The organism is Phaeodactylibacter sp. (assembly GCF_040219495.1).
GTDB lineage: Bacteria > Bacteroidota > Bacteroidia > Chitinophagales > Saprospiraceae > Phaeodactylibacter.
The window spans coordinates 20,695-36,492 of the sequence record NZ_JAVJSK010000122.1 but is presented as its reverse complement, the minus strand read 5'-3'; the positions used below and the strand labels follow the sequence as shown (position 1 = coordinate 36,492).

The following is a 15,798-nucleotide window of genomic DNA, read 5'->3' as shown; positions in this document are numbered from 1 at the left end:
GGCATAGACCACAGGTCGGTCCGCTTGGAAAAGCAGTAATCACAGGGTTATAAAAAATGAGGAGCAGTGCCGGTAAGGGCACTACACCACCTGTTGAATCCTTATTACTCTTCGTCGAGCTTGTACTTGGAGAGGTCCATGCCGAAGGTCAAGCCTTTGTCCTGCAGCAATTCTTCGATCTCTACCAGAGACTTCTTACCAAAGTTACGGAACTTGAGCAGCTCGTGCGTATCGTACTTCACCAGCTCAGCCAGTGTGTTGATCTTAGCCGCCTTCAGGCAGTTGTAAGCCCGCACAGACAGGTCAAGATCTTCCAGGGAAGTCTTCAGCAACTTACGCATGTGTAAGATGTGCTCGTCGACGATATTTTCTTCACGGGTAGAAGCATCATCAAAGGTGATGTTCTCATCGGTAATCAGCATAAGGTGCTGAATGAGGATACGGGAAGCCTCTTTGATGGCATCTTCCGGATGAATAGTGCCGTCTGTCTTGACATCGATAGACAGTTTTTCGTAGTCTGTCCGCTGTCCTACACGCGTATTTTCCACACGGTAAGCAACGTTTTTGATGGGCGTGTAGATGGCATCCACAGGAATTACACCTATTGGTGCATCCTTAGGCAGGTTTTCATCCGCCGCCACATAACCGCGGCCTTTGCTAACGGTAAGTTCCACTTCCAGGTTAACGAAAGGCTCCATCTGACAGATCAGGAGGTCCGGGTTCATGATTTTGAAGACATTGGTATGCTCCTCGATATCCCCGGCCCGGAATTCTTCCTTACCGCTAATAGTCAGGTATACTTTCTCAGAGGCAATTTCCTCCTCGCTCAGCAATTGCTTCAAGCGAACCTGCTTGAGGTTGAGGATGATTTCCACCACGTCTTCAACGACACCACGGATTGTAGCAAACTCGTGCTCAACGCCCGCAATACGGACGGCAGAAATCGCAAAGCCTTCCAGGGAAGACAACAGCACACGCCGCAGGGAGTTACCTACGGTTTGGCCAAAGCCCGGTTCAAGTGGTTTGAATTCAAAAAGCCCTTCAAAGTCGTTGGCTTTTTGCATTACAATCTTGTCCGGCTTCTGGAAATTTAGGATACTCATATATTTGACCTTGGTTCTTTAAGTGGAAGAATAAAACAGGTGCAGAAACAGTTACCTATCTACGCCTAAAAAGCACCCTCCTAACGGAAGGCACTTTTTAGCTTTTTCGTATATGTTATTGCGCTGAAACAGCACAGTAGCTGTCCATTTGCAACAGGATATTACTTAGAGTACAGTTCTACAATCAACTGCTCGTTGAGTTTTTCCGGAATCTGCTCGCGCTCTGGATACTCCAGGAATTTGCCTTGCATGGTATCAGGGTTGAACTCCAGCCATGGGAATCTGCGGGTGTCACCTTTTGTAGCAACCGCATCTCTAACGATCTCCATACCCTGCGACTTACCACGGACACCAATGACATCACCGGGGCGAAGTGAACAGGATGGGATGTTAGTGATTACACCATTCACCATAACATGGCGGTGGGTAACAAGCTGACGTGCAGCGCGGCGTGTTGGAGCAAGGCCAAGACGGAAAACCGTATTGTCCAAGCGAGACTCCAGTAAGCGGAGCAGCTCTTCACCGGTAACACCTGAACCACTGCTGGCTCTTTCAAAGAGATTACGGAACTGACGCTCCAGTACTCCGTAAGTGTACTTTGCTTTTTGCTTTTCCATCAGCTGCAGGGCGTAGTCGGACTTCTGCTTGCGCCGACGACCGTTACCGTGCTGCCCGGGAGGATATTTCTTACGCTCGAATGATTTATCGGCACCGAAGATCGGCTCACCGAACGCTCTTGCTTTTTTTGTCTTTGGACCAGTATATCTCGCCATCAGAATAAACTATTTTCAATTGATTAAACCCTTCTGCGCTTAGGAGGACGACAACCGTTGTGAGGAACAGGAGTAACGTCTTTGATACGCGTTACTTTGATACCTGCCACATCAATTGCCCGGATCGCAGCCTCACGGCCCGAACCTGGTCCCTTAACGAATACTTCTACTGAACGGAGCCCTGCATCATAAGCAGTGCGAGAAGCATCAGCCGCTGCAACCTGCGCAGCATAAGGTGTATTTTTCTTGGAACCGCGGAAGCCTGCCTTACCAGCAGAAGCCCAGGAGATCACCTGACCACGCTTGTTGGTCAATGAGATGATAATATTGTTGAAGGTAGCCTGAATATAAGCCATCCCTTCAGACTCTACTTTTATAGTCCGCTTCTTAGTCTTCTTTGCGGCTCCTTTTCCTTTTCCCTTTGCCATTGGAAATTAATTTACAAGGTTTCGTATCTACAGCGGATGAACTGCTGCACGGAGCAGCCATCATGTGCCTTGACGAAAATGATTACTTAGTTACCTTCTTCTTGTTCGCGACAGTCTTACGCTTACCCTTACGGGTACGGGCATTGGTCTGTGTACGCTGCCCACGAAGAGGCAAGCCTTTACGGTGGCGCAAACCACGGTAGCAACCAATATCCATCAAACGCTTGATGTTGGATTGTACCTCAGAACGCAATTCACCTTCAACGGTGTGTTCGTTGGTGAGAATATCCGTAATAGAACGGACATTTTCATCAGTCCAATCTTCTACCTTTACGTGCTCATCGATACCTGCCTGATCAAGAATTTTAACCGCTTTGGAGCGGCCTATTCCATAGATATAAGTCAGGCTAATGACACCGCGCTTGTTACGAGGCAAATCGACACCTACAATACGAGCCATTTTACGCTATTTAAATTGATTCAGTTAATGCAGATCAGCGGGCTGAGTTACTAGCCTTGACGCTGCTTGAACTTAGGATTCTTCTTGTTGATAATGTAGATCTTGCCTTTACGGCGAACGATCTTACAATCGGCGGAGCGTTTCTTAACAGATGCTCTAACTTTCATAATGGTCGTTTTTCTGTTTAGAAAAGTAATATGCAAGATAGCATTACTTGTAACGATACGTAATCCGTCCGCGTGTCAAGTCATAGGGCGACATCTCTACAGCCACCTTATCACCTGGAAGAATACGGATATAATTCATACGCATTTTACCGGAAATTGTCGCAACAATCTCGTGGTCGTTTTCCAGCCTTACCCGAAACATAGCGTTCGACAAAGCTTCCTCAATAATACCGTCTTGCTTGATTAAGTTTTTCTTAGACATACTCTAAATTTCGGTGTGCAAAGATAATCATTTTTATCTGACTTTCATGGATATAGCCACAAAAAATCAAAATCATCCCTTAACACCGATATCAGCAAACTGTGCCCAGCAGGCTATATGGCTTCAGAGATCACCCCCACATATTGAACATTGGGGTTACGCTCTACCGCTTCTTCTATGATGCTGTGATCAGACAGCGGTTGCGGGCCTGACTTCAGCACCACGATGGAATGTTCGTAGTGTGCGGATGGTTTGCGGTCTTTAGCGTAGATCGTCCAACCATCCCGTTCGGTGCGGACTTCTTTGCGCCCAAGGTTTACCATTGGTTCAATAGCGATGACCAGACCATGTTTCAGGACCGGGCCCCGGCCACGTTTGCCGTAGTTGGGCACTTCAGGCGCTTCGTGAAGCTCCCGACCGATACCATGCCCGACTAATTCCCGGACAATACCGTAACCATGTTCTCTCTCCGCATACTGTTGCACTGCAAAGCCGATATCTCCAATACGATTGCCAATGACAGCAGCATCAATACCTTTGTAAAGTGAGGTATTGGTTACCCGGCAAAGCTCCATAACGGCTTCGTCTACTTCACCGATTGGAAAAGTATAAGCCGAGTCGCCATGAAAGCCATTCAAATGCACGCCACAGTCTACAGAAACAATATCTCCATCTTTGAAAACTTGCTCCTTAGTAGGTATGCCGTGTACGACCTGCTCGTTTACAGATACGCAAAGGCTGCCGGGGAATCCCTGATAACCTTTGAATGAGGGTACCCCACCGTGGTCCCGGATCAACTCCTCAGCTGCTTTATCAATTTCAGCACCGGTCATACCGGGGCGAAGCATACTGCCAACGTTCGCAAGCGCCATACAAACAATACGGTTGCTCTCCTTTAGCAGTTCAATCTCTTCATCTGTTTTATAAAAAACCATCTAGCTAGATCTTGCTTTTTTTAGGAATGCCCTGTTACTCTCCAGGTTGTCTCTCCAGGCACTTTATACATGCTCTGTGAATGGAAAAAAACTACATTCCTTTTAGCACCATACCGCTACAGGGCACATTGGGCTCTGCAGCGGTACGGAACATATAATCTTCTTCAATTCTTTCCCTTAACGGTAGGGACCGGCAGACTTTTAAAGGTCTTGCCTTACATATTAGCACCGATGCCCTGCATCCGGCTACGTCCCTGAATTTTACCAGACTTCACGAGTCCGTCATAACGGCGCATCAGCAAGTGGCTCTCAATTTGCTGCAGCGTATCGAGCACCACCGCTACGAGGATCAGCAGAGAAGTACCGCCGAAGAACATAGCAAATGCGATGTTGACACCGAATCCTGCTGCAAATGCAGGCAAAATAGAGATAAGCCCCAGGAAAATAGAGCCGGGCAGTGTGATACGGGTCGTTACCGCATCGATAAAATCAGCCGTTGGCTTACCTGGCTTAATCCCAGGAATAAAGGCATTCTGACGCTTGAGGTACTCTGCATATTGCTGCGGGTTAACCAACAGTGCAGTGTATACATAAGTAAACAGTACCACAAGGACAAAATAGATGATATTATATGGTGCGGAAGTAAAGTCGTTCAATGCCCGAAGAATGGGGCTTGTTGCCAGATCGCTACCTTCGCCGGCAAAGAACTGCGCAACCGTAGCTGGCAGGAACATCAGGGCCTGTGCGAAGATAATCGGCATCACACCGGAAGCATTCACCTTCAGTGGAATGTAGTCACGGGCACCCTGTGCAGGCATCTGATTGGACCCACGGCCCACCATGCGCTTAGCAAACTGAATCGGGATACGGCGGACACCCTGCACGATCAGTACAGTTGCCATTACGATTCCGAACAAGGCAGCCATTTCAAGCACAAAGATGATCAGGCCATTGTTCTCCAGTTGAGATTGGAATTCGAAAATCAGGGCCTGAGGCAATGTGGCAATGATACCAATTGTAATGAGGAGTGAGATACCGTTTCCAATTCCGCGATCTGTAATCCGCTCACCCAACCACATGGAGAATACTGTACCCGTGGAAAGGATGATGATATTGGAGATCCAGAAAACGCCAAGTGGAATGGTAGGGTCAACGGCTCCAAGACTGTTGATGTAAGTCAGATAGCCCCCACCCTGAACCAGAGTAATCGCTACAGTAAGCAGTCGGGTAATCTGATTCAGCTTCTTACGGCCGGACTCTCCCTCTTTTTGCTGAAGGCGCTGGAAATAAGGCACTGCGAAACCCAACAGCTGTATAATAATCGAAGCTGTGATGTAAGGCATGATGCCTAGCGCAAAAATAGCGGCGTTGTTGAAAGCGCCGCCAGTAAAGACGTTGATCAGCCCGAGCAGGTCATTTGGCGAGTTGTTATTCTGTGTAGCGCTATCTAACACATCCGGAATAACACCTGGCAGCACGATATAGGAGCCGAAGCGGAAAACAAAGAGCATACCTAAGGTAAAGAGGATGCGGTTGCGCAACTCTTTGATTTTCCAGATATTCTGTAAAGTAGTGATTAGCTTTTTCATCTGCGTAATTTTATAGCCTGTCTACCACATAGAAGAGCAGCTATTCGGCTCTTCTCAAAACCTCAGGGAGCGATTTTTATTGTTGCCCCCAAAAATAAAGCACCGTATAATACGGCACAATAAGCTTACTCAGCTACAGTAGCAGTGCCACCAGTTGCTTCAATAGCGGCTTTAGCCGACTTAGAGAAAGCGTGAGCAACTACTTCGAACTTACCTTTAAGTTCGCCATTACCCAGTACTTTGACCAAATCAGGTTTGTTTACCGCACCAAGCTTTACCATGGTTTCCAGATCAAACTTCTCCACGCCATACTTATCAGCCATAGCCTGAAGCGTATCCAAGTTTACAGCAACATACTCCTTGCGGTTGTGGTTATTGAAGCCAATCTTAGGCAAACGCATTTGGAGCGGCATCTGGCCACCTTCGAAGTTGCGCTTATTCTTGAAGCCGGAACGAGATTTAGCGCCTTTGTGCCCGCGGGTAGCGGTACGGCCATGCCCAGAACCTATGCCTCTTGCAATTCTCTTGCGCTTTTTTACTGCACCTTCGGCAGGCTTTAAGCTATGTAGTTCCATTACGATTATCGTTTAATCCTTTTAAAGAATGATTTGCAAAGATATCCGCTATAACGGGCTTTACAAACTTTTTCCTTAAGCTTAAAAAATGTTTAGTCCGCAGGCTCGACCGTGACTAAGTGACTAATCTTGCTCACCATCCCCTTAATCTGAGGAGTTTGCTCAACAACGACGCTTTGGCGGATTTTTTTCAATCCCAGCGCCTGCATCGTTGCTTTTTGCCTTTTGGAGCGGTCAATTACACTTTTTACCTGAGTGATCTTGATCTTACTCATTACTTCAGCTTTTTTTTCTGCTTTCGGCAGGGCCCGTTTGCAGGGCCTGCAGGCAGATGCGGATGATTATCCGTTGAATAGTTTTTCCATTGAGATATTACGCTGCTTGGCTACTGCCATTGGGCTGCGCAACTTATTGAGTGCATCGATGGTCGCCTTTACCACGTTGTGTGGGTTAGGAGAGCCCATAGACTTCGCCAGTACGTTGTGTACACCAGCAATCTCCAATACTGCACGCATCGCACCACCGGCAATTACACCGGTACCGTCAGCAGCAGGCTTAATCAGTACGCGACCTGCGCCATACTTGCCCTTCTGCTCGTGAGGGATTGTACCGTTGTGCAGCGGTACCTTAACGAGGTTCTTCTTCGCGTCATCAACTGCCTTAGAAATCGCCTCGGAAACGTCACGGGCTTTACCCAGACCATGACCAACTGTACCGTTACCATCGCCTACGACAACGATAGCGGCAAAACTGAAGGTACGACCACCTTTGGTTACTTTTGCAACGCGGTTAAGGTTGACCAGTTTTTCTTTCAGTTCGGTTTCAGCGGGCTTAACCCTGTTGGAACTTCTCTTTGCCATTACTTATGTTGTTGTAGATGATTATAAATGCAGACCACCTTCGCGTGCGCCTTCAGCAAGCGCTTTTACGCGGCCATGGTACAGGTAACCGCCACGATCAAATACGGCTCTTTCGACATTAACTGCCTTCGCACGTTCTGCCAAAAGCTTACCTACCTCTTTAGACTGCTCTGACTTCTTGACCTCCTTAGAAACGGATTCTTCACGGGAGCTTGCTGAAGCCAGCGTGTGCCCCTGAATGTCATCAACGAGCTGAGCGTAGATATACTTATTGCTACGATAAATGTTAAGACGTGGTCTTTCTGCCGTACCGGTAACTTTGTTCCGGATACGCCAGTGGATCCGCTTGCGTCGATTACGCTTTGAAAATTGCATGATTCACTTAATTTTTAGCCTTAGTGTAAGGATAAAGTTTCCAAACCCAAGACCCAATATATGATAAACAGTGAACGAGTGTTCAATTACTTGCTTGCAGACTTACCAGCCTTACGGCGAACCTCTTCGCCTGCGAAACGGATACCCTTGCCTTTGTAAGGCTCAGGCTTACGGTAAGAACGGATTTTGTTGGCGACTTCACCCAGCAGCTGCTTATCGTGCGACTCCAGGCGTACTACCGGTGCCTTACCCTTCTCCATTGCAGTGGTGACCTTCACCTCGTCCGGAAGTGCAAACATAATAGGGTGAGAATAGCCGATAGTCAGCTCTAGCAGCTGCCCGGTATTCGCTGCACGATAACCTACACCTACCAGCTCCAATTCCTTCACAAAACCATCCGTTACACCAGTTACCATATTGGCAACCAGTGAGCGACTCAGGCCGTGCATGGCACGGTGACGCTTTTGCTCAGTTGGGCGCTTGACAGTGATGGTACCATCCTCAACAGAGATTTCCATTTCCGGATCGATCTGCTGAATCAACTCACCTTTAGGTCCTTTTACCGTTACCAGATTACCTTTGCTCACGTTAATTTCAACGCCACCTGGCAAACTGATCGGTGCTTTTCCTATCCTTGACATTTTTACTGTATTTTGGAACTTTCAAACAACGATGAAAGTGGCTTAGTAAACGTAGCAGAGCACCTCTCCACCAACATGCTCAGTGCGGGCCTGCTTATCCGTCATAACGCCCTTAGAGGTAGAAATGATTGCAACACCCAGTCCGTTGATGATACGTGGGAGATCGGCTGCTTTCGAATACTTACGCAGACCACAAGTACTGATACGCCCGAGCTTGCGGATGACCGGCTGCTTGGTACGTGGATCATACTTAAGAGCTATACGGATAGTACCTTGTCCGTGGAAACCTTCTTCCTCAAACTTGTACTTGTGGATAAAACCCTGATTGTAAAGGATTTCAGTAATGCTCTTCTTCAGCTTAGATGCAGGGATATCAACGATACGGTGGCCCGCCTGCTGTGCATTGCGGATACGCGTAAGGTAGTCTGCTATTGGATCTGATACTGCCATTTTATCCTGATTATAGAAGCCGTCAAAACCCTAAATACTTTTCAGGCTTGCAGACGGCTATTGATTGACTTCGATAAAGTTACCAGCTCGCTTTTGTAACGCCAGGGATTTTACCGTCCAGCGCCATCTCACGGAACTTCACACGGCACAAGCCGAACTGACGCATATAGCCTTTAGGTCGGCCGGTCAGCTTACAGCGGTTGTGCAGACGGATTGAGTTGGAGTTACGAGGGAGCTTATCCAGCTCTTCCCAGCGTCCTTCCTCTTTAAGCTGCTTGCGCAAGGCGGCATACTTAGCCACCATTCTTTCTCTTTTCCGTTCGCGAGCGATGATTGATTTCTTAGCCATTATAAATAAATTGCTATGATTAAATGCTTAGTTGCGTTGGTTCTTGAATGGCATGCCCATCATTTTCAACAGCGCCAGTGCTTCTGCATCAGTTTTTGCTGTAGTCACGATGGTAATGTCCATACCTGTGATCTTATTTACCTTGTCCATCACAATCTCAGGGAAGATGATCTGCTCTGTGATACCCATGGAGTAGTTGCCACGGCCGTCAAAGCTTTTGTCATTTACACCCCGGAAGTCACGTACACGAGGTAGCGCAACGGTGATCAGGCGATCCAGGAATTCGTACATACGTACGTTGCGGAGGGTCGTCCGGGCGCCGATTGGCATGTCATCCCGCAGCTTAAAGTTAGAAATAGACTTACGGGCTTTAGTAGGCACTGCGCGCTGTCCGGCGATGATAGACATCTCTTCTACCGCATTATCGACCAGCTTCTTATCCTGAGTAGCTTCCCCAACACCTTGGTTCAAACTAACTTTCACGATGCGGGGCACTTCCATGATAGAGCTGTACTGAAACTGCTCCATCAGTGCAGGTACTACTTCTTCCCGATACTTTTTCTTCAGTCTTGGAGTGTAGCTCATTACTTAATAATTTCTCCGGATTTTTTAGAATAACGTACCAGCTTACCGTCTACCTCTTTACGGCCTACACGAGCAGGCTCTCCTGATTTTGGGTCTACCAGCATCAGGTTGGAAATATGAATAGGCGCAGGTACCTCGTTGATCCCGCCAGGGTTATCCTGAGACGGGCGGGTGTGCTTCTTAACCATATTGGTATCTTCCACGATAGCACGGTTTTCCTTTGGGAATACTTCGAGTACTTCCCGTACTGTTTCGCGGTCTTTATGAGCACCAGCAATCACTACTACGCGGTCGCCTTTTTTGATCTTCAGCTTAGGCGCGAACCTTTTGCCTTGATATGATTTCTTTTGCATTGTATATCGACTTATGATCGCATTCAACAATTGAATTCCTAAAGTACCTCAGGTGCCAGTGACACAATACGCATGTAGTCGCGCTCACGAAGCTCACGGGCTACAGGGCCAAAGATACGTGTACCACGGGGCTCATCCGATGCGTTCAATAACACTACCGCGTTATCATCAAAACGGATATAGGAACCGTCGCGGCGACGGATTTCTTTCTTGGTGCGTACAACAACCGCCTTCGAAACCGTACCCTTTTTAATATTTCCACTTGGTGTTGCTTCCTTTACAGAAACTACGATTTGGTCACCAATTGTGGCGTAACGACGCTTAGAACCGCCTAGCACACGGATACAGAGCACTTCTTTAGCACCGCTGTTATCCGCAACTCTCATCCTGGACTCTTGCTGGATCATCGTTGTAAGATTTAAAAAATTTCAACTGGCAGGCATAAATCTATATGACTAGCGGCCTGTCCAGGGCAATTAAAATTTACTTCGCGCGCTCGATAATCTCTACGAGCCTCCAACGCTTGCGCTTACTGAGTGGACGGGTCTCCATAATCCGGACCTTATCCCCAATATTGCACTCGTTTGTTTCGTCGTGCGCCACGAATTTGCGGCTTTTCTTCACGAACTTACCGTAGATAGGGTGCTGTAACCGACGCTGAACCGAAACGCTGATCGTTTTGTCCATCTTATTACTGGCTACAACGCCAACACGGGTTTTTCTCAGATTCCTTTCTTCCATTTTATGCGGTACTTTGAAACCTTGCTAAATCAGTTATTACTTGCGCCGTCTTCTGGCACGGATTTTTGAACGCTGGGCAATCGCTTCAGGATCTGCTGAAGCCAACTCGCGGCGGCGGATCTCCGTCTTGAGCCGAGATACATCCCGGCGCACCTCGCGCAGCACGAGCGGATTGTCCAGACCGCGGATAGCGTGGTCAAACTTAAGCTTCTGGTACTGTGCAACAGTATTGTCCAGTTCGCTTTTCAGGTCTGCGTCCGAATAATCCTGGAGCTCCAGGAATTTCTTTGTTGCCATGGTATAATCGAATTAAATAGTCCTTTCAAAAATAGATTACCCCGCATAGTCGTGGCGAACCACAAACTTGGTACGAACAGGCAGCTTCTGAGCAGCCAGGCGTAATGCTTCCTGAGCAACGTCCATTGGCACGCCATCCAGTTCAAACAGCACACGACCGGGCTTTACTTCTGCTACCCAATGGTCAAGGGCACCTTTACCCTTACCCATACGCACTTCCTGCGGCTTTGCAGTGATTGGCTTATCCGGGAAAATACGGATCCAGACTTTACCTTCACGCTTCATGTAACGAGTCATCGCAATACGTGCAGCTTCGATCTGACGGTTGGTAATGCGGGACATGTCCATCGTCTTTAAACCAAAGGAGCCAAAATCGATACGGCTGCCTTTATAGGAAAGCCCTTTGTTCCGACCTTTCTGCTGCTTACGATATTTCGTTCTTTTTGGCTGTAACATCTTACACTAAATTTAAGCGTATTAACCTCTTATAAATGGTATACCTTACCGCGCTCCCGAAAAGCTCGGCAAAGGTACAGCGTTTTTCTGAATTATTCTAACGGCGGCGCTGATTTCTTCCGCCACCGCCACCACGACGGCCACCACCACGACGGTCACCACCTGGCTTACCACCGCGCTCCTGCACGCCTGAGTGTGGAGACAAGTCTGGCTTGCCAAGGATTTCTCCTTTGCAAATCCATACTTTAATACCAATCTTACCATAGACGGTCATCGCCTCTTTCAACGAGTAGTCGATATTGGCACGGAAAGTGTGCAGTGGCGTACGGCCTTCCTTGAACTCTTCACGGCGAGCCATATCTGAACCATTCAAACGACCAGCGATACGAACTTTGATACCTTCGGCACCGGCACGCATGCTAGACTGAATAGCCATCTTGGTGGCACGGCGATAGTTGATACGGGCTTCCAGCTGCTTTGCAATAGACTCTGCAACGATAGCCGCATCAAGCTCAGGCTTGCGGATCTCAATGATGTTGATCTGAACGTCCTTGCCAGTCAGCTTCTTGAGCTCTTCGCGAATACGGTCGACCTCAGAGCCTCCTTTACCAATAATGATACCCGGGCGAGAGGTATGGATAGTAACCGTAATACGCTTCAGCGTACGTTCGATAATAATTCGGGCAATACCGCCTTTGGCAACACGAGCTTGGAGGTACGTGCGGATTTTTTCGTCTTCTACTACTTTATCAGCGTAGTCACGACCGCCAAACCAGTTGGAGTCCCAACCGCGGATGATGCCCAGGCGATTACCAATCGGATTTGTCTTTTGACCCATATCTATGGTATTACAATTTTATTAAAGCTTATTCTTCTACTGCTGCGTCTTCCACTTCTTCCACTTCAACAGCATCACCTGCTGCTGCGTTGTCCGCAAGAGAAACCGCGTTTTCTACCACGATAGTTACGTGGCAGGTACGCTTCCGAATCCGGTGTGCACGGCCGTGTGGGGCCGGCTGGAAACGCTTCAACATAGTGGCATCGTCAGCGTAAATGGTTTTAATGAAAAGATCGTAATTATCTGCATTTTCCATACCGCCTTGCCGGTCTTCCCAGTTTGCGATAGCAGAAAGTACGAGTTTATCAAGCCATACAGCGGCCTCTTTCTTGGTAAAGCGCAGAATATCCAATGCATCCTCCACATTTTTACCACGAATCAGGTCCACAACCAACCGCATTTTGCGGGCTGACATCGGGACACTTTTGAGTTTAGCTACTGCTTCCATTATTCTTTATTTTGCGTTGCCTGCTAATAGGGCGACGTTAAGGTTTACTTCTTACGGTTTCCAGTGTGGCCTTTGAAGGTCCGGGTAGGTGAAAATTCACCCAGCTTGTGACCTACCATGTTCTCAGTAACAAACACAGGCACAAAGGTCTTACCGTTATGTACTGCGATCGTCTCCCCTACCATTTCGGGGTAGATCATAGAAGCGCGTGACCAAGTCTTGATCACCTTTTTCTTCTTTGATTCTTTGGACTTCTCAACTTTGTCCACCAACTTGTGGAAAACGTAAGGCCCTTTTTTGATCGATCTTGCCATTGTCTGATATATTTATGAGCAGACGCTTGAGGCGAAGATCAGGCGGCGTACTTGGGTACGCAGCCTGATCATGCACTCTTAGCGGCGCTTGCCTGATTTACGTTTAGTAATAATAAGCTTGTTGGAGTGCTTCTTAGGTTTCCGCGTTTTCAAGCCCTTCGCAGCCTGACCATTACGGGAACGTGGATGACCACCTGAAGCACGGCCTTCACCACCACCCATCGGGTGATCTACCGGGTTCATCGCTACACCACGTGTACGTGGGCGGCGGCCTCTCCAGCGGCTACGGCCTGCTTTCCCATCAATGATGAGGTTGTGATCCGGGTTGGAAGTGGTACCGATCGTTGCCTTGCAAGAAGACAAGACCCGGCGAACTTCACCAGAAGGCAGCTTCACAACAGCGTACTTGCCTTCCCGGCCCATCAGCGTGCAGTAAGTACCTGCAGAACGCGCCATAGCGGCACCGTGGCTTGGGCGGAGTTCAATGGCGTGAATCGTAGAACCCAATGGAATATCCTTCAGGTAAAGCGTATTGCCAGTAACAGGAGTAGCAGACTCGCCGGACATTACTTCTGAACCGACCTGCAAACCGTTAGGTGCAATAATATAACGCTTCTCTCCATCAGTATACTCCAGCAACGCGATGTAAGCACTGCGGTTTGGATCATACTCGATCGTCTTCACGGTTGCGCTCATACCTTCCTTATCGCGCTTAAAGTCGATCACACGGTAACGGCGCTTGTGCCCTCCACCGCGGTAGCGGGAAGTCATGCGGCCCTGATTGTTACGGCCACCTTTGCTCTTTAAAGGAGCGAGCAAGCTTTTTTCAGGCTTATCCGTCGTCACTTCCGCAAACGTATTCGTCATCAGGAAGCGGGTACCAGGACTAGCCGGCTTGTGTTTCTTAATACCCATTATTTCTGTTTTTCAGCTCCAGAGATACATGCCTAGCAAAACCTGATCTGTCAGTACGGGTCCACGGATGAACAGAGGAACCGTCCTCCCGCACGTTTAGAGACAGAAGATTTTACCGGAGGCTTTGCCCCTGGATAATGATAAAATTAAATGTCGCCGAAGAAATCGATGTCTTCGCCCTCAGCAAGGGTAACGACTGCTTTTTTGTATGCAGGCTTACGGCCTGAGAGAATGCCGGCGCGCGTAGAGCGGTTCTTCGCTTTCGCTGGCATAATCATCGTATTGACACTTTCCACTGTTACCTGGTACATGTCCTCAACCGCCTTTTTGATTTCAATCTTGTTGCAATCTTTATTGACGATGAAGGTGTACTTGCCGCGATCCTCAGAGAGCATCTCCGACTTCTCCGTAATCAGTGGCTTTACCAGAATAGTCTTTGCCATGGTTACTTATAGTTATGGAAAGGGTATCCTTTCGGACAGCGCTTCCTCTTAGTTAGCGAATGCTTCTTTGATCTTCTCTACTGCACCTTCGGAAAGGACCAGTGCACCGGCGTTCATCACTTCGTAAGTGTTGAGATCGCTGGCACGAACGACCTTAACCTTTGGCAGGTTGCGGCTGGAAAGGTAAACTTCCCGTTCGTAGTCAGAAGTCACAAAGACCGGCTTCTTATCGGCTACGTTCAACGCAGCGAGGATATCTGCAAAAGCTTTGGTCTTAGGCGCTTCAAAAGAGAAGTCCTCGACGATATAAAGCGTCCCTGCATTTGCCTTGGAAGAAAGAGCTGACTTACGGGCCAGCAACTTCACCTTTTTGTTCAGGCTAATGTTGTACTTACGGGGGCGTGGGCCAAAAATACGGCCACCACCGCGAAAAATAGGGTTCTTAATATCACCGAAACGAGCGGTACCAGTACCTTTCTGACGCTTCAGCTTCTTAGTAGAACCTGCAATTTCGTTACGCTCTTTTGCTTTGTGCGTACCCTGACGTTGAGCAGCCAGGTATTGCTTTACGGCCAGATACACTACATGTTCATTCGGTTCTACACCGAACACATCTTCCGGAAGCTCAATCGCGCGACCGGTCTGCTGACCTTGAATATTTAAAACTTCGAGTTTCATTGCTTTGTGTGTTTAAGCACGCTCCGGCGCTGCTCTCTTTCAAGAAGTTACAGGCAGGCGATACGACGCACGAATGAATTACTTTTCAATGATTACCGTTGAACCCTTGTGACCAGGTACGGCACCTCTTACGAGGATGAGATTCTCCTCAGGGAATAGCTTCACTACCCGCAGGTTTTTCACTTTGATGCGATCACCGCCCGTACGGCCGGCCATACGCATCCCCTTGAAAACCCGTGCAGGATAAGAAGCGGCTCCGATAGAACCTGGTGCACGCTGACGGTTGTGCTGACCGTGGGTCGCATCATTCACACCAGCGAATCCGTGGCGTTTAACAACACCCTGGAATCCCTTACCCTTAGAGGTACCTACTGCGTTGACCAGATCACCTTCACGGAAAACTTCATCAACTTTCAGCAAGTCGCCAATGGCTTTCTCAACGACATCAAAATCGCGAAATTCTACGAGGTCCCGCTTAGGACCAGTTTTGGCTTTTTCGTAGTGCCCTTGAAGTGCTTGAGATGTATTCTTGACCTTTGCCTCGCCGAAACCCAGCTGCACAGCGCTATAGCCGTCACTCTCAGCGGTCTTAACCTGTGTTACGACACAGGGTCCCGCCTCAATGACAGTGCAAGCAATATTGCGGCCCAGCTCATCGAAGATGCTGGTCATTCCTATTTTTTTACCGATAATACCGTTCATCAGTACTTGGTTTTTAAAACTCGTCTTTTACAGGCTAATACATACAGAAGGGTAAAACGGC

General features: G+C 48.2%; 28 protein-coding genes. All 28 read right to left on the bottom strand.

The window, feature by feature from the left end; genetic code table 11:
• Positions 1 to 104: 104 nt before the first annotated feature.
• Positions 105 to 1,103, bottom strand: a complete 999-nt coding sequence (locus RIC19_RS19545) for a DNA-directed RNA polymerase subunit alpha (RefSeq protein ID WP_350180046.1) — start codon at positions 1,101 to 1,103, stop codon at positions 105 to 107.
• Between the two features lie 161 nt (positions 1,104 to 1,264).
• Positions 1,265 to 1,876, bottom strand: a complete 612-nt coding sequence (rpsD, locus tag RIC19_RS19540; RefSeq protein WP_350180045.1) for a 30S ribosomal protein S4 — start codon at positions 1,874 to 1,876, stop codon at positions 1,265 to 1,267.
• A gap of 23 nt (positions 1,877 to 1,899) precedes the next feature.
• Positions 1,900 to 2,304: a 30S ribosomal protein S11 gene (gene rpsK, locus RIC19_RS19535; RefSeq protein ID WP_350180044.1), complete on the bottom strand. Its 405-nt coding sequence runs from the start codon at positions 2,302 to 2,304 to the stop codon at positions 1,900 to 1,902.
• Positions 2,305 to 2,386: 82 nt separating this feature from the next.
• On the bottom strand, positions 2,387 to 2,764 hold the full coding sequence (rpsM, locus tag RIC19_RS19530) for a 30S ribosomal protein S13 (RefSeq protein WP_350180043.1): 378 nt from the start codon (positions 2,762 to 2,764) through the stop codon (positions 2,387 to 2,389).
• A 50-nt stretch (positions 2,765 to 2,814) separates the two neighbouring features.
• Positions 2,815 to 2,931, bottom strand: a complete 117-nt coding sequence (gene ykgO, locus RIC19_RS19525) for a type B 50S ribosomal protein L36 (RefSeq protein WP_044221860.1) — start codon at positions 2,929 to 2,931, stop codon at positions 2,815 to 2,817.
• 43 nt (positions 2,932 to 2,974) lie between these two features.
• Positions 2,975 to 3,193 (bottom strand): translation initiation factor IF-1, encoded by a 219-nt coding sequence (infA, locus tag RIC19_RS19520; RefSeq protein ID WP_350180042.1) that lies wholly within the window; start codon positions 3,191 to 3,193, stop codon positions 2,975 to 2,977.
• A gap of 113 nt (positions 3,194 to 3,306) precedes the next feature.
• Positions 3,307 to 4,128 (bottom strand): type I methionyl aminopeptidase, encoded by an 822-nt coding sequence (map, locus tag RIC19_RS19515; protein WP_350180041.1) that lies wholly within the window; start codon positions 4,126 to 4,128, stop codon positions 3,307 to 3,309.
• Positions 4,129 to 4,343: 215 nt separating this feature from the next.
• Complete coding sequence (secY, locus tag RIC19_RS19510) at positions 4,344 to 5,717, bottom strand: preprotein translocase subunit SecY (RefSeq protein WP_350180040.1); 1,374 nt, start codon at positions 5,715 to 5,717, stop codon at positions 4,344 to 4,346.
• A 125-nt stretch (positions 5,718 to 5,842) separates the two neighbouring features.
• Entirely contained in the window at positions 5,843 to 6,292 is a 450-nt protein-coding gene (gene rplO / locus RIC19_RS19505) for a 50S ribosomal protein L15 (RefSeq protein WP_350180039.1), read from the bottom strand.
• 92 nt (positions 6,293 to 6,384) lie between these two features.
• Positions 6,385 to 6,567, bottom strand: coding sequence for a 50S ribosomal protein L30 (rpmD, locus tag RIC19_RS19500; RefSeq protein WP_350180038.1), 183 nt, complete (start codon positions 6,565 to 6,567; stop codon positions 6,385 to 6,387).
• A gap of 66 nt (positions 6,568 to 6,633) precedes the next feature.
• The gene (gene rpsE / locus RIC19_RS19495) at positions 6,634 to 7,152 is read right to left on the bottom strand and encodes a 30S ribosomal protein S5 (protein WP_350180037.1); all 519 of its coding nucleotides are present in this window, start codon (positions 7,150 to 7,152) and stop codon (positions 6,634 to 6,636) included.
• Positions 7,153 to 7,173: 21 nt separating this feature from the next.
• Positions 7,174 to 7,527 carry a 50S ribosomal protein L18 gene (gene rplR / locus RIC19_RS19490; RefSeq protein ID WP_350180036.1) on the bottom strand — a complete coding sequence of 118 codons (354 nt, stop codon included), beginning with the start codon at positions 7,525 to 7,527 and terminating at the stop codon, positions 7,174 to 7,176.
• 86 nt (positions 7,528 to 7,613) lie between these two features.
• A complete protein-coding gene (gene rplF / locus RIC19_RS19485) occupies positions 7,614 to 8,168 on the bottom strand; it encodes a 50S ribosomal protein L6 (RefSeq protein ID WP_350180035.1) in 555 nt (184 codons plus the stop codon).
• A gap of 42 nt (positions 8,169 to 8,210) precedes the next feature.
• Positions 8,211 to 8,618 (bottom strand): 30S ribosomal protein S8, encoded by a 408-nt coding sequence (gene rpsH, locus RIC19_RS19480; RefSeq protein ID WP_350180034.1) that lies wholly within the window; start codon positions 8,616 to 8,618, stop codon positions 8,211 to 8,213.
• 79 nt (positions 8,619 to 8,697) lie between these two features.
• Complete coding sequence (gene rpsN / locus RIC19_RS19475; protein ID WP_350180033.1) at positions 8,698 to 8,967, bottom strand: 30S ribosomal protein S14; 270 nt, start codon at positions 8,965 to 8,967, stop codon at positions 8,698 to 8,700.
• A 27-nt stretch (positions 8,968 to 8,994) separates the two neighbouring features.
• Positions 8,995 to 9,552, bottom strand: a complete 558-nt coding sequence (gene rplE, locus RIC19_RS19470) for a 50S ribosomal protein L5 (RefSeq protein ID WP_350180032.1) — start codon at positions 9,550 to 9,552, stop codon at positions 8,995 to 8,997.
• A complete protein-coding gene (rplX, locus tag RIC19_RS19465) occupies positions 9,552 to 9,905 on the bottom strand; it encodes a 50S ribosomal protein L24 (RefSeq protein ID WP_502930849.1) in 354 nt (117 codons plus the stop codon). Before rplX ends, rplE begins: the two co-directional genes overlap by 1 nt.
• A gap of 38 nt (positions 9,906 to 9,943) precedes the next feature.
• Positions 9,944 to 10,312 carry a 50S ribosomal protein L14 gene (gene rplN, locus RIC19_RS19460; RefSeq protein WP_350180031.1) on the bottom strand — a complete coding sequence of 123 codons (369 nt, stop codon included), beginning with the start codon at positions 10,310 to 10,312 and terminating at the stop codon, positions 9,944 to 9,946.
• Positions 10,313 to 10,388: 76 nt separating this feature from the next.
• Positions 10,389 to 10,646 carry a 30S ribosomal protein S17 gene (rpsQ, locus tag RIC19_RS19455; protein WP_350180030.1) on the bottom strand — a complete coding sequence of 86 codons (258 nt, stop codon included), beginning with the start codon at positions 10,644 to 10,646 and terminating at the stop codon, positions 10,389 to 10,391.
• Between the two features lie 36 nt (positions 10,647 to 10,682).
• On the bottom strand, positions 10,683 to 10,943 hold the full coding sequence (gene rpmC / locus RIC19_RS19450) for a 50S ribosomal protein L29 (RefSeq protein WP_350180029.1): 261 nt from the start codon (positions 10,941 to 10,943) through the stop codon (positions 10,683 to 10,685).
• A gap of 36 nt (positions 10,944 to 10,979) precedes the next feature.
• Entirely contained in the window at positions 10,980 to 11,399 is a 420-nt protein-coding gene (rplP, locus tag RIC19_RS19445) for a 50S ribosomal protein L16 (protein WP_350180028.1), read from the bottom strand.
• Positions 11,400 to 11,496: 97 nt separating this feature from the next.
• Positions 11,497 to 12,237, bottom strand: a complete 741-nt coding sequence (gene rpsC, locus RIC19_RS19440) for a 30S ribosomal protein S3 (RefSeq protein ID WP_350180027.1) — start codon at positions 12,235 to 12,237, stop codon at positions 11,497 to 11,499.
• A gap of 28 nt (positions 12,238 to 12,265) precedes the next feature.
• Entirely contained in the window at positions 12,266 to 12,685 is a 420-nt protein-coding gene (gene rplV, locus RIC19_RS19435; protein WP_350180026.1) for a 50S ribosomal protein L22, read from the bottom strand.
• 44 nt (positions 12,686 to 12,729) lie between these two features.
• Entirely contained in the window at positions 12,730 to 12,999 is a 270-nt protein-coding gene (gene rpsS / locus RIC19_RS19430) for a 30S ribosomal protein S19 (RefSeq protein WP_350180025.1), read from the bottom strand.
• Between the two features lie 78 nt (positions 13,000 to 13,077).
• Positions 13,078 to 13,914: a 50S ribosomal protein L2 gene (gene rplB, locus RIC19_RS19425; RefSeq protein WP_350180024.1), complete on the bottom strand. Its 837-nt coding sequence runs from the start codon at positions 13,912 to 13,914 to the stop codon at positions 13,078 to 13,080.
• A gap of 146 nt (positions 13,915 to 14,060) precedes the next feature.
• Positions 14,061 to 14,357, bottom strand: a complete 297-nt coding sequence (gene rplW, locus RIC19_RS19420) for a 50S ribosomal protein L23 (protein WP_350180023.1) — start codon at positions 14,355 to 14,357, stop codon at positions 14,061 to 14,063.
• Positions 14,358 to 14,405: 48 nt separating this feature from the next.
• The gene (gene rplD / locus RIC19_RS19415; protein ID WP_350180022.1) at positions 14,406 to 15,035 is read right to left on the bottom strand and encodes a 50S ribosomal protein L4; all 630 of its coding nucleotides are present in this window, start codon (positions 15,033 to 15,035) and stop codon (positions 14,406 to 14,408) included.
• Between the two features lie 78 nt (positions 15,036 to 15,113).
• Entirely contained in the window at positions 15,114 to 15,737 is a 624-nt protein-coding gene (rplC, locus tag RIC19_RS19410) for a 50S ribosomal protein L3 (protein ID WP_350180021.1), read from the bottom strand.
• Positions 15,738 to 15,798 lie beyond the last annotated feature (61 nt).